The organism is Falsiruegeria mediterranea M17, assembly GCF_900302455.1.
Lineage (GTDB): Bacteria > Pseudomonadota > Alphaproteobacteria > Rhodobacterales > Rhodobacteraceae > Falsiruegeria > Falsiruegeria mediterranea.
On record NZ_ONZG01000011.1, the window covers coordinates 135,588 to 148,154 of the forward strand.

The 12,567-nt window shown below is 56.3% G+C and carries 11 protein-coding genes and 1 tRNA gene; 4 read left to right on the forward strand and 8 right to left on the reverse strand.

What is annotated here, in order from left to right; genetic code table 11:
- Window positions 1–16 precede the first annotated feature (16 nt).
- A complete protein-coding gene (gene leuB, locus TRM7615_RS19770) occupies window positions 17–1,120 on the forward strand; it encodes a 3-isopropylmalate dehydrogenase (protein ID WP_108790944.1) in 1,104 nt (367 codons plus the stop codon).
- 7 nt (window positions 1,121–1,127) lie between these two features.
- Here leuB and TRM7615_RS19775 read toward each other — a convergent pair whose 3' ends face one another.
- Window positions 1,128–2,720 carry a Na/Pi cotransporter family protein gene (locus TRM7615_RS19775; protein ID WP_108790946.1) on the reverse strand — a complete coding sequence of 531 codons (1,593 nt, stop codon included), beginning with the start codon at window positions 2,718–2,720 and terminating at the stop codon, window positions 1,128–1,130.
- A gap of 127 nt (window positions 2,721–2,847) precedes the next feature.
- On the opposite strand from TRM7615_RS19775, the gene TRM7615_RS19780 reads away from it, so the two are divergent.
- Window positions 2,848–2,924: transfer RNA gene (locus tag TRM7615_RS19780), tRNA-Pro, on the forward strand.
- A gap of 70 nt (window positions 2,925–2,994) precedes the next feature.
- Here TRM7615_RS19780 and TRM7615_RS19785 read toward each other — a convergent pair.
- The 7 genes from TRM7615_RS19785 to TRM7615_RS19820 all read right to left on the reverse strand — a co-directional run bounded on the left by TRM7615_RS19785 (window position 2,995) and on the right by TRM7615_RS19820 (window position 10,493).
- A complete protein-coding gene (locus tag TRM7615_RS19785) occupies window positions 2,995–4,218 on the reverse strand; it encodes a tyrosine-type recombinase/integrase (protein ID WP_235824147.1) in 1,224 nt (407 codons plus the stop codon).
- 54 nt (window positions 4,219–4,272) lie between these two features.
- Window positions 4,273–4,494 (reverse strand): hypothetical protein, encoded by a 222-nt coding sequence (locus TRM7615_RS19790; RefSeq protein WP_125133716.1) that lies wholly within the window; start codon window positions 4,492–4,494, stop codon window positions 4,273–4,275.
- Window positions 4,495–4,889: 395 nt separating this feature from the next.
- Complete coding sequence (locus tag TRM7615_RS19800; protein WP_125133717.1) at window positions 4,890–5,216, reverse strand: hypothetical protein; 327 nt, start codon at window positions 5,214–5,216, stop codon at window positions 4,890–4,892.
- Between the two features lie 586 nt (window positions 5,217–5,802).
- Window positions 5,803–6,315: a GNAT family N-acetyltransferase gene (locus TRM7615_RS19805; protein ID WP_108790954.1), complete on the reverse strand. Its 513-nt coding sequence runs from the start codon at window positions 6,313–6,315 to the stop codon at window positions 5,803–5,805.
- A 251-nt stretch (window positions 6,316–6,566) separates the two neighbouring features.
- Window positions 6,567–7,160, reverse strand: coding sequence for a tyrosine-type recombinase/integrase (locus TRM7615_RS19810; RefSeq protein WP_108790956.1), 594 nt, complete (start codon window positions 7,158–7,160; stop codon window positions 6,567–6,569).
- Between the two features lie 147 nt (window positions 7,161–7,307).
- Complete coding sequence (locus TRM7615_RS19815) at window positions 7,308–9,110, reverse strand: GAF domain-containing protein (protein ID WP_108790958.1); 1,803 nt, start codon at window positions 9,108–9,110, stop codon at window positions 7,308–7,310.
- 498 nt (window positions 9,111–9,608) lie between these two features.
- A complete protein-coding gene (locus TRM7615_RS19820) occupies window positions 9,609–10,493 on the reverse strand; it encodes an HAD-IIA family hydrolase (protein ID WP_108790960.1) in 885 nt (294 codons plus the stop codon).
- A 237-nt stretch (window positions 10,494–10,730) separates the two neighbouring features.
- Here TRM7615_RS19820 and TRM7615_RS19825 point away from each other — a divergent pair, with 237 nt between their 5' ends.
- Complete coding sequence (locus TRM7615_RS19825) at window positions 10,731–11,510, forward strand: DeoR/GlpR family DNA-binding transcription regulator (protein WP_108790962.1); 780 nt, start codon at window positions 10,731–10,733, stop codon at window positions 11,508–11,510.
- Window positions 11,507–12,526, forward strand: a complete 1,020-nt coding sequence (locus tag TRM7615_RS19830) for an ABC transporter ATP-binding protein (RefSeq protein ID WP_108790964.1) — start codon at window positions 11,507–11,509, stop codon at window positions 12,524–12,526. Before TRM7615_RS19825 ends, TRM7615_RS19830 begins: the two co-directional genes overlap by 4 nt.
- Window positions 12,527–12,567 lie beyond the last annotated feature (41 nt).

Below are 12,567 nucleotides of genomic sequence, written 5' to 3' on the forward strand. Positions count from 1 at the left end.
CGCAAGGAGAGCCCCGATGTCCAACCCCTCGCTCCTCATCCTTCCTGGTGATGGAATTGGCCCAGAAGTCATGGCCGAAGTGCGCAAAATCATCACTTGGTTTGGCGACAACCGTGGTCTTCAATTTGACGTGAGCGAGGATCTGGTCGGCGGTGCAGCCTATGACGCGCACGGCGCGCCCCTGTCGGACGAGACGATGGCCAAGGCGCAAGAGGCCGACGCCGTCCTGCTGGGTGCCGTGGGTGGCCCCAAATATGACGATCTGGACTTCTCGCTGAAGCCCGAGCGCGGCCTGCTGCGCCTGCGCAAGGAAATGGACCTCTTTTCCAACCTGCGCCCGGCACAGTGCTTTGACGCGTTGGCCGACTTCTCGTCGCTGAAAAAAGACATCGTCGCCGGTCTGGACATCATGATCGTGCGCGAGCTTACCTCGGGCGTCTACTTTGGCGAGCCGCGCGGCATCTTTGAAGAAGGCAACGAGCGCGTGGGCATCAACACCCAGCGATACACCGAATCCGAAATCGAACGCGCCGCCCGCTCGGCGTTTGAACTGGCGATGCGCCGGGGCAAAAAGGTCTGCTCGATGGAGAAGGCCAACGTGATGGAATCCGGCATCCTGTGGCGCGAGGTTGTGACCCGCGTGCACGCCGACTACCCCGAAGTGGAACTCAGTCACATGTACGCCGACAACGGCGCCATGCAGCTGGTTCGCGCGCCCAAGCAGTTCGATGTCATCCTGACCGACAATCTATTCGGCGATATCCTGTCCGATTGTGCCGCCATGCTGACCGGTTCGCTGGGCATGCTGCCCTCGGCCTCACTGGGTGCGCCTATGTCCAACGGACGTCCCAAGGCGCTGTACGAGCCGGTACACGGCTCGGCCCCCGACATCGCGGGCGAAGGCAAGGCGAACCCGATCGCCTGTATCCTCAGCTTTGCCATGGCGCTGCGCTATTCCTTCGATAATGGCGCCGAGGCAGATCGCCTGGAAGCGGCCATTGAAAAAGTTCTGGCCGACGGTGCCCGCACCGGTGACCTACTGGGCGAAGAAGGCGTGACCCCGCTGTCGACCTCGGAAATGGGCGATACCATCGTGGCAGCCCTGAACGACAGCCTGTAATTTGGCATCAGCCCGCGCCGGATGGATCTGGCGCGGGCAGCTCCCTTGTCGCGACCATGTGGTGATGCGATACACGCTCGACGTGGTGAAGCACCCGCTGCAACCAACGCAAGGCGTCGGTATGCGCAAACATCTGATCCAACGAAAAAAGCCCTGCATGTTCGCCCTGCATCATCGCCCGGCGATGGCGCTTGCGGCGCTGCTCCACTTGGTGAGCCAGCCTTTCCGTTCGAAGCACATTGCGCGGCGTCCCCATGTTGTCTGCTGTCCGACGTAGCAAAGCGCCCGAGGCCAAGGCCGGACGGCGCAGGATCGGGTCCCCCAACAGATCAGCAATCCGCTCGCTCTGTGCACTACGCTCCAACAGCCGAGACAGGTGATCCAACTGGTGCAGCAACGCGGCATAGGCCAGCTCGTCTTCGGTGCTGTCCTCGGGCAACCGAACATCCGACAGGAACTCTCGCAGATCTGCCAGACCGTCGGCACAGGGCTGCAAGGCCGCAAGTGGTCGGTAATCCGGCTCGGGTGCCATTGCTGCGCCCAAGGCGCGAAACTGACGCTCAGCAATCAGTGCCATCGCACTGCGCGCCGCCAACAGTGCAGATCGCCCGTCGCTGAGCAGCCGCCGGTCCAGCTCAAACAACCGCTCAGGGTGTTTTTCAGGCAAGAGCCGTGCGATCCAGGCTGCAAACTGCGGTGTCACTGGCAGAAACAGAGCCGCCCCGACCAGATTGAACCCCGTGTGAAACACCAAAAGCGCCGTCATTTCATCCGTCTGAACGGCCAATTGCGCCAACCCACCCTGCACAATCAACAACAAAGGAAAGGCCACGACCGAGGTCACGATGTTGAAAATCAGATTGGCCAGCGCCGTCTGGCGCATGGACGTCGACCCACTCAAGGCGGCCAGTAAAGCGGTAAAGGTCGTTCCGATGTTCATGCCAATGACAATCGTCGCAGCCTGCGCCAGCGTGATTGCCTGTGCCGACAGCATAACCAGCGCCAAAGCCATCGCCGCGCTCGACGATTGCATCAAGATGGTGATCCCCGCCCCGATCGCGGCCAAAGTCAGCAGACCGCCCAGGCTCGCGCCGGGCAACATATCCGGGGTCAGATGCTTGGTCAGATCGCCCATGCCCGCCTGCATCAGGTCGATGCCGATCAGCACCAGACATAGGCCAGACACAATCCGCCCGACGCGCGCCACAGTGCCATGCCCCAAGAGATCGGCCAGGGCTGCCGGGAATAGAACCGCCATGGCGATGGTTCCCAGCTGTAGTTTCAACCCTAACAGAGACACCAACCATCCCGTGGCCGTGGTCCCTATGTTGGCGCCGTAAATCACACCCAACGCCTGAGCCATACTGAGCAGCCCGGCCCCAACAAACCCAACAATCATGACGGTTGTTGCGCTCGAAGACTGCACGATGGCTGTCATCAGCGCTCCGGTACACACCCCTCGAAATGGCGTCGTGGTGAAGCGTGTCAAAACCTCGCGCAGGTTGCTGCCAGCGGCAGATTTCAACGCGGCAGTCATGATCTCCATACCGACCAGAAACATGCCGATACCGCCAATCAGAAAATAGAGGTTTCCGCTCATGTGCACTCCGCATTTCACTCTACAATTGCGAACAGCAGGCCAGAGAGCAAGAGGCGCGAATTTCGCCAGCGCTTTTACGAATCCCCTTGCGGAACCCAGATTGCAGGTATAGATCACGCGCCACGGTCGGAGTGTAGCTCAGCCTGGTAGAGCACTGTCTTCGGGAGGCAGGGGTCGGAGGTTCGAATCCTCTCACTCCGACCAACAAAACAAGGCGCCCACGGGCGCCCTTGTTGTGTGTAAAACAGTGATCCTAGGTTCATTGAACCTTAGTCTAGTCGAACTCCAACGCGCGAGCGGCCTTGCGGAGGTGCTCTGGGCTGTAACACGCATAGACGGACGCCGTGATCCGCGAATCCGAATGGCCCAGAAACTGAGCGATCTCCTCTATCGCTATGCCCGCCTCGGCCATGTGGACAGCGGCCGTGTGCCTGAGCACGTGAGGCGAGACATCTAGCAATCCAGCATCGACTGCGGCCGCCCTGAAGCCCTTCTTGATGGACTTCACCGGGCCACCTGCCCATTCAATGACGTAGTCGGACAACGCGGCCTTTCGCGCTTCTACGAGTGCCACGCGCAGACTTTCAGTTATGGGAACAATAGCGCGACCCTTCCTCTGTCCCTCGCCAGTGCGGAGGTTGACCTGACCACGCTCAAAGTCCACCCGATCCCAGGTGAGCTCCAGCACTGCCGTCACCCTAGCCGCCGTCGATAACATAAGCCGGATCGCTAGCTTGGTATGAGGAGCGCATTCGACCGCAAGGAGTTGTGCGATCTCCTGCCGATTCAGATATCTTTCATTGGGAGCCGGTTTACTGGGGCGTTCGATGTAGGGCGCCCTGTCGATCAAACCGGTCTTCTCTGCCCAATTCAAACAAGTCATCAACTTACCGAGCTGTGTCCAGATCGTGCCGTCCTGAAGGCCAGTTTGTCGGCGACACGTGCGCTCCGTCGATCCGGCAACCTTGAACTCCAGCAGGTTTTCCTCGACAGGCATTTCTTCGACTGAAAGTGCTCGGCCTGCTACCATGTAGTGTTTGAACTGCGCATCTGAACTGGCACGTCGCGGCATGTACTTCATCTGCACGAACTTGGCCGCGCTCAGATCTAGATCTTCGATGCCAAGCACTTTCGAGAGGCCCACGTATCGAGATAGCCAGTGCCTTGCGGCAACTCCCGGGTTTCCACCATGCTCCTCGACAAGAAACGGGCGTTCCAGAGGAACGATGATGCGGAAGAAATCGCCGTTTTCGGATCTTTTGCGCGTATAGCTATGGGTTGTATAGAGAACCGCGAAGTGACCCATCTCGCAGATGCGATCGCGGACCCGGTCGATGAAGTCAGTCCCATCAATATCAGCCACGAACTCTGTCACCGACTTTGCGTACGCTTTGCCGCGATACGTGAAGACCTGCTTCTCGCCGTTCGTTGTCAGGACGCGACCGGTCAGCTCAGTCTCGTTGAAGAACAGTGCCGTGCCTTCTTTACTTTTCTGCACCGGATGGCACGTTAGCGCCTCCAGACCGTCCCGCAGGCGGAATCTCTTCTGGATTCACTTGTCCCCCGCAACTCTTGGTGCACGAGTAGAGAAGCCGGTAACCAGCTCGCTGTCTAGTACCTTCTGGGCTTTTTCGGAATGGATGTCGCCATAGATGGTGGCATCATTCCATTTGGCTGTCGTTACGATGTCAACACCACCGCCGAGGGTACTTGCGAGCGCCGACGTGCTGACGGTGGATTCCAGGTGGGTGTGGTTCTCAGAACCGAGTGTCATTTCAGACTCCATAGTTGATTAACGATGGGGTCTGAGTAATTTCAAATTTTCACATTTAATATCAAAAAATTAGACCAAACCCTGCCGTGTTCGATTGCATTCCGCAGGTATTTCTCGACCTCCAGCCAATCTTCGGCAGACTTCCGACCGGCACCACGTTCATTACGTATCGTCTTCTTAGAGGTCTCGGTATTATGGGCGTCAGCCCAACGTCGGACGTCCTGCACAGCAAGCGAAACCTCTTGGAAGCAGATTAGCTCTTCGAATTCGTAAGGGCGCTCAGGCATGAATGGGACCGAGGGCTGTATCTTGAGTCGACGCCAACGTTGCTCACCAAAGTCGTCGCGGTGAGCAACCCAAAGAGTCGACTGCTCCCAGATTGCGCCGTCATGCCATCATGCCGAAGCCGGAATCTTCGATGGTTCCTGCTCAGCCCCAATACCGAGAACACTCCCCTCGTTGCCCCGGAACTTCATCGAAAGCTCGACCAGTTTAGGATTCCCGGTCGTGTGGTCCGCTTCAGGGTGATCCAGCCGAACGCGAGCAAACTCGCCCTTCGCTTCGAGTTCTCCTCTACTCAGTGCCGACAAAAGGGATTTCAGCACATCGGTGGCTTCGATGAACTTATTGCTCGGGAGGGGTAGGACAACGTCGCATTCAAACGGCCTATCATCGATCAAGGAACGAGCAACATTCAGGAGCGAAATACGATCTGGTTCCAACTGGTCCTCTTCGTCTGATCTGTTTCGACACGTCCGGTGCTGTGACACTGAGGCCCATATCCACCGAATAGTGGCTGGATCGCAAGCCATAACCACGGAATCCACCATATTGCAACAACCGAAATCGAGCATTCCCCTGCCCCCACCATCTCGCATGGGGGGGCACCTTCTTTCCTAATGGGTCGGAAAAAAGCGGATTCGCTGGATCTGATCATGATGTTATCAATCGGTAAGAGAACGAGTACTTTTTGCCAGATTGGAAAGGGCTACCGGAGGGACCCAAAGAGGGGTACCCGGCATGAAATTCCGGCCGCACAGCGCCTATCAGGGTGTGCAAGTGCAAGTCTGAAAAGTTAACATTTTGTTGGGACGGCAGCAAAAATGGGCGGACACCGGACCTTAGCTGCAACCGCGAGGTGGTCAGGTTTCTCAACCGAAGCAGACATCTAAGTGTGCAGCAAACTCGGTTCATCTCTGCACTGCCGCAAGGCGGCTTCGAGCCCCGACCAACAATTTTCTGTGAGGTAGCGAATGACTGTTATGTCGGGCGACCCGAGGGGACCGGGCATAGCTTTCACTCCGACGGCTAGAGAGCCCGCTCCATGAAGTAAACATAGTTACGCCACGCGTCAGGGAAGCCTTGGGGGTGCGGCATATCTACAAAACCGGCGCTATCATACATTGCTCTTGCGTGGGTCAGAAATTTCGCCGACGAGAAGACCACCTTTTTATAGCCATCCGAAATCATCTGTTCGAACATTCTCTCCAGCATGAGCCGACCCAGACCATGACCCCTGCCACCTTCGCTCACGAACATTCGGTTGAATTCTGCTGTACCCGCTTCAGCCTCGTTGTACATCACGCAACCGGCAGGTTTTCCGTCCACTGAAGCAATGATGATACCGCCGCGCGGCCTTGCGTGCAGTTCCGGCAGGTCCTTTAGGATCATTTGGAATTTCTGAGGGTCCATCGGATTGCCTTCGGTCGGCCAATCGTTGGGATAGGCTTTCCAATGCCAATCCAACCACTCTTCGCAGAGCGCACGGACATCTTCAATTTCGCTGTCATCAAGGGCCAAACGTACGGCTATTTCAGTCATCGTACCATCCTGCCTGCTTTGTCATTCCTACAACGCTCCTCCAATAAGAGAGCGGAGTCAAATCAAACCGCGCCTCACAAGCGGACATCTATTGAAAGGAAAGGTAGGGTAGCTTTGTCCGCAGTGCTGCCTTCTGGTCAACAAAAATGCTGCACAATGTGTCGAACGGCTGGTTCGGGGAAGCTGCAACGCAGCGCATGGACATCTGGCCAACGGCAGGTGTGGGCCGTCCGTGAAGACGGCCCTTGTGGTTAGGTTTCAACGGGTTCCGAAATAGTCAACGCGTCTTCGAGCTCGACACCAAGATATCGAACGGTGCTATCCATCTTCGTGTGGCCGAGCAAAAGCTGCACCGCTCGCAAATTTCCAGTCTTGCGATAGATGTGCGCGACCTTGGTTCTCCGCATCGAATGCGTGCCAAATGATGTTGGATCAAGCCCGATGGATTTGACCCAATCGCGAACCAAGCGTGCGTATTGACGGGTCGAAATGTGCAACCGTTCGTGAAAACGTCCGGGCCACAGGTATTCCGAACCAACCATCAGCGGCTCCTCCATCCATCGCAGAATAGATTTGCGCGTGCCCTCGGTGATTTCAAACCCCACAGATCGCTGCGTTTTGCTTTGGATAATCGAAGCCCGTTCCTTGACCTGGCCAGAGGCGTAGATGTCGGCAACCTTCAGCTTTACTAGGTCACACCCGCGAAGCTTGCTGTCGATGGCAAGGTCGAACAAAGCCAGATCACGGTGGTTCTCGGCGATCAGCGGGCGTTTTTGTCCGACGATGCGGCCTTTGTTCGATGCAGGGCAGCAGGCTCGAATAGCAGGTAAGTTTGCAATGGTCATGATGGTTCCTCCCATCCACCACGATCCACCACAGCGCCAACCAGACTTTAGCAACTCAAGATAACAAACTCGCGTGCACCTGCGGAGAAGGTCAGGTGAGAGCCCAAAGTACCAAATACAACGCTTGCTCTCGTCAGAGACTTCCCACTACGAGTTTTCTCTGCGGTCCAACCTGAATACCTCGATGGGTTCGCGTATGCCCTTGAGCGTGAACTCGCCAGAAGAGATCGAAGGACAGTCGTCCTCCACGGCAACGGCAGCTCGTGTACTCAGTAGGATTTCGCCGTCCTCAGCCAGTTCGCAAAGACGCGAAGCGACGTTGATCGCTGTGCCTGATGCAGTGTACTCGGACCGCCCTTCGTAACCCACCATGCCAACGGTGGCATAGCCCAGCGACACGCCGACCCCAAACCCCAGTCGGAATCCCATACGCTTCCAGTGTTTTGCCAACTCATCCATGCGAGAGCGCATCGCGACAGCAAGTCGGACAGCATCTCCGGCTGGATCCGAGCAAGGGATCGGATCGTTGAACAGCACCATGATTCCATCGCCCATGCGATGATCAACACCCGCGCCATGGGCGTTGATCAACTTGCCCATTTCCTCGTGATAGGTTTGCAACACCTCGATGGTTTCTTCCGGTTCGGCGATCTCGCAGAAAGCTGTGAAACCACGGATGTCACAGAACAGTACCCCTAGTAGTGCGCGGTGGCTCGCCAACATCTTTTCGGAGCCGGATGAGATTACGGTGTCCGCGACGGCGGCAGGTAGAAAACGCTTGAGCTTGCCCATGCGTTCGATCTCGCCCACCTGGTCCTTAACCCTGTCCTCAAGCTCGGCATTGAGTGTTTCTAATGCACGGAATTGGCGAACGTTTTCTATCGCGATGACCGCCTGCGCCGCAAAGGTTTCGACCATTCGAATTTCATCCGTCGTGAAAGGGCGAACCTCTCTGCGGCTTAGATTCAGGCATCCGAATGCAATTGCGTTCTTTACCAGCGGTATAGTCAAAAAGGTGCGGATCCCGACCTCATCGACGATCTTGCGCCGCACTGGATCACCTTCAAAGTACAGTGGATCATTTGCCATATCGGGCGTTTGAATCGTGCGGGACTCTCGAACCGTTACCGCAATCTGCAACTGTCCGGTCAGGTCAAACTCCGTACCCTTGGGGAAGTGCTCCGACATCGGGCCGAATGCCGCTGCATACGCCAAATGGGTGCCTTCTGAATTGACCAAACTGATCCCGGCGAGATGGGCGTTGGTGAGGTGTCCGGCGTTTGACACGATAGCATCCAGAACCGGCTGCTCGTTGTCCCTAGACTGGCTAATGATCTTAAGAATTTCTGCCGAAGCCTGCTCCCGTTCCAGCCGAGTTCTTACTTCCCGAAACTGGCGCCCATTCTCAATGGCAATGACCGCCTGAGCTGCGAAGCTCTCGACCAAATGGATTTCGGTTTCGATGAACGGCCTTACTTCTTTGCGGCTGAGTGCTATCGCACCAATCGCCTGCGGTCCGGAAAGCAATGGCACCACTAGCCAAGAACGTACTCCTTCAACATCAACTACATGGCTGATGATGGGGTCTTTTTTGCGATAGAAATCGGTTTCGCTCAGATCGGCAATGTTGACGGTAAGACCAGATCGAATAGCTTCTGGAATCGGCCTGCCGCTGTCTAAGGGCGCTGTTCCCCCGACGTTGAAGGCTGTTTCCTCAAACCCCCAGTAGGCGGCTATTTCGAACTGTGTGCGCTCTGTGTTGGCGAGTTGCAGAGAGGCTTGGCTTGCCTCACATAACACCGCCGCCTGTGTGAGGATGGCTTCGAACACAGGTCCTTCGTCATCGCGAGACTTTTGAATGACTTGGAGGATGGTCCGGGTCGCTTCTTCGCGTCGAAGACCACGGTGCAGTTCGGTCAGAAGACTATCCCGTGTTGTGTCATTCTCCATGCCGGATACAACCTACCTTGAGGTTCATTTGGTCGTTTGCGGTAGGCTATACGTGTCAGCGGTAACTTGCCAGACCGTTGAGCCTTGGTCGAAATTCGAAGGTCGGCCTTGTCCCGCTTGGCAGACCTTCGGGCGGATTTGACGCTCGCGAGTGCTGCGAATGGCGTGTGTGAGCCCATTGTGTGATTTCGGTATTCCCGTCGCATGTGCTCGCAGCACGAATATTGCTGCAAATGCGCAATTTTCTACGCCGCGGAGCGGCAGAAAAACCGGGCATTCATGCGAGCCGCAGTAAGAACAATACACTCAAGGCTAATTTGCGGACCAAACCAACCCCTGCTTAGTTACGCCAGAGGTTAATTTTCGTTTTGCGACTTTGGCAGAAGACGATTTGAAAGTGACCATATGAATCTCTTTGCTGCCATTGCCCGTCTGGAGAGGCGAGAACTCATCAACAAACCCAATCTTCAACTCACAAACATCTTGAAATCCACTCGATCAGATTCGGCTGAGGCGCCAATCTGCAAAAAGGTGCGCTTGCTTTGAAAATGGCTGCGTATCGTAGCCCGCAAACAAACCATCTTGCGTGACCAGTACAGTGCGCCACCCACGTGCCGCGGCACCCAGAATATCCGTATGGAGAGTATCGCCGCACATGGCAATCCGCTCAGGGGTCAGCGATCCCAGTGACGCCTCGATCAGATCATAAACTTCTGGGAAAGGCTTTCCAAAGAAATGTACATAGCCTGGGAATTGGTCAGCGATCTGGTGGCCATAGTGCCCTGGTTCAATGGAAAATCCGTTGTCGCGAGGCGCGGCCAGATCTGCGTTTGCGATCAATACTTTTCGCGGGCGCTGCTGCATCGCTGACACCAACAAATCTTGACGCGAGGTGGTCCAGTCAGCTGTCGACAGAAACAGGAATTGTTTGACTGTGTCATAGTCGTCGGCGTTGTCTTTCAGGCGCGTCACGTTGCCGGGCAGGTCGTTCAGCTGATCCGTGTCGGCGGCGATAACACCCCAATGGCCTTCGCCCAGGTTTTGAAGGGCGGCTTCCCGGCTGGTGATGATTTCGTCGTCCTCGACACGCAATCCAAGACGTTTGAATTTGGCGCTTGCACCCTCTCGGTCGTAGCTGGCGGCATTGGTAAGGATGCGGATGGCGCAGCCCCTTGCCCGCAGCTGATCCAGCCGCATATCTGCACCGGGGATCATCGTTTCGCCCACGTTCAATACGCCAAACGCGTCAAAAACAAAGGCATCGACCTGATCGGCAATGTCCAGCAATGACGTGATCCCAAGCGAGGCTTCGCGGGCGATGACGTTCGGAAACCGTGCCCGCACTTCCTCGTAACGATCAAAAATCGACTGCGTTGTCAGCATGCTTCCCCATTTCGTCTTCTGATCGCGCACTTGGGGATTACCTTAAAGAAAAATTCCATAAGCGAAAGGTAAAACAACAAAACAACATTTTTTGAGAGCCACTGACAGCCTGTACCCCTATTTTCATAATTTTCCGATCAAAATATTCGAGTGCATAGGCCGGGTCGTGGAACAAAATGTTGTTTTGTTGCTTTTTGCGGATTAACGTTGCGAGAGACGCAAGGATGTGGGGGTGGGATGTCATCAAAAAAACAAAGACGGCGCGAGGCGATCTCGGCTTTGGTTCTTGAACAGGGTGCTGTGACCGTTGGTTCACTTGCTGACCGGTTTGATGTTTCCATGCAGACGATCCGGCGCGATGTGGATACCCTATGTGAGGGCGACATGCTGCACCGCGTCCATGGCCGCATCGAACTGAGCGAAGAATTTCTCAATACACCCTTCGATCAACGTGCTGGCACGAACCTGATGGGTAAGCGCGCTATCGGCGAGGCCACTGCAGAGCTGATCCCTGACGGTTCCACCTTGTTCGTTTCCATCGGCTCGACGCCGCTGAGCGTTGCACAGGCATTACGACGCCGGAAGGGACTGACCGTCATCACGAACAACCTGAGTGCCGCAATGGCGCTGAGCGAGGAAGTCTCGAACCGGATCATCCTGCCCGGTGGTGAGGTGCGTTTGCCGGATCGTGACATTCTGGGCAATGAAGTCCTGGACTTTTTTGGGCGTTTCCGAGCGGATTTTGCTGTGTTTGGTGCTGCCGGGATCGCGGAAGACGGCGGGTTGCTGGAATTTCACACAACCGAAGTAAGCGCGACACAAAAGATTTGTGAGAATGCCAAACAATCTCTTCTGGTCATCGACGGGTCAAAGTTCGGGCGGCAAGCCCCTGCATTGGGCGGCAATATTGCGGACATGGACCGGATCATCATCGACCGACGGCCGGGGGCGCAGTTTGCGCCTTTGCTGGACAATATCAAAGATCGCCTGCTTGTGGCTGAAGGACATGCAACATGACAACAACACCGTTTGTGAAGCTCGACGGCGTGGCAAAGCGCTGGAACGGCCAATTGGGCGTTGAAGGCATCAAGCTGGATATTCCCGAGGGCAGCTTCACCGCACTTCTGGGCCCGTCCGGGTGCGGGAAGTCTACCACGCTGCGCCTGTTGGCGGGGCTGGAATTGCCCGACGAGGGTAAGATTCTGATCGACGGCAAGGACGTGACGACAAGTGCTGCATCGGACCGAAACCTGTCGATGGTGTTCCAGTCCTACGCGCTTTTTCCTCATCTGTCGGTTGCCGAAAATGTCATGTTTGGCCTCAAGGTCCGGCGCGTCCCAAAGAAGGAGCGGCTGGAAAAGCTGCACCGTGCTTTGGAAATCACCGGCCTGCTCGGTCTTGAAGATCGCAAGCCCGGCGAATTGTCGGGTGGTCAGCGCCAGCGTGTCGCCCTGGCCCGCGCCATCGTGGCGGGGCAACGCCTTTGCTTGATGGATGAACCGCTGTCCAATCTTGATGCCAAGCTGCGCAACGCCGTGCGCAAGGACATCAAGAAATTGCAACGAGATCTGGGCATCACGGTCGTCTATGTGACCCACGACCAGACAGAAGCGATGAGTATGGCCGACACGGTTGTGCTGATGAAGGACGGGCATATCCAGCAGGTTGGTTCGCCCGAGGACTTGTACAGCAGGCCCAACAACACCTTTGTCGCCGAATTTGTCGGCGCGCCGCCGATGGCATTGCTGCAGTCGTCCGTTTTGGACGGGTTTGGCGACGACAAGACAATCGGGATCAGAGCCGAGAACATCCAGATTGTGCCAAAGGGCGAAGGACGGATGCGCTGCACTGTCAATGAAAGTGAATTTCTGGGCGCGGAGACACTGATTGGTCTGGATCACGCGGGCGCTGCGGGGCTCTGCGTGCTTAAGCCGGGTCTTTCGATGATGGCCGAAGGCAACGAGATCGACATTTCCTTTCACGACGAAAATCTGCACGTCTTCGACGCTGCGGGCCAACGACTGGCGGGGTGAAAACCACTTGCCGACACGACAATGAACGAAAACAATGGGAG

Coding starts and splice junctions, on each gene's coding strand:
- leuB (WP_108790944.1), top strand. CDS start 17: ATGTCCAACCCCTCGCTCCTCATCCTTCCTGGTGATGGAATTGGCCCA.
- TRM7615_RS19775 (WP_108790946.1), bottom strand. CDS start 2,720: ATGAGCGGAAACCTCTATTTTCTGATTGGCGGTATCGGCATGTTTCTG.
- TRM7615_RS19790 (WP_125133716.1), bottom strand. CDS start 4,494: ATGACACTCGGTTCTGAGAACCACACCCACCTGGAATCCACCGTCAGC.
- TRM7615_RS19805 (WP_108790954.1), bottom strand. CDS start 6,315: ATGACTGAAATAGCCGTACGTTTGGCCCTTGATGACAGCGAAATTGAA.
- TRM7615_RS19810 (WP_108790956.1), bottom strand. CDS start 7,160: ATGACCATTGCAAACTTACCTGCTATTCGAGCCTGCTGCCCTGCATCG.
- TRM7615_RS19815 (WP_108790958.1), bottom strand. CDS start 9,110: ATGGAGAATGACACAACACGGGATAGTCTTCTGACCGAACTGCACCGT.
- TRM7615_RS19820 (WP_108790960.1), bottom strand. CDS start 10,493: ATGCTGACAACGCAGTCGATTTTTGATCGTTACGAGGAAGTGCGGGCA.
- TRM7615_RS19825 (WP_108790962.1), top strand. CDS start 10,731: ATGTCATCAAAAAAACAAAGACGGCGCGAGGCGATCTCGGCTTTGGTT.
- TRM7615_RS19830 (WP_108790964.1), top strand. CDS start 11,507: ATGACAACAACACCGTTTGTGAAGCTCGACGGCGTGGCAAAGCGCTGG.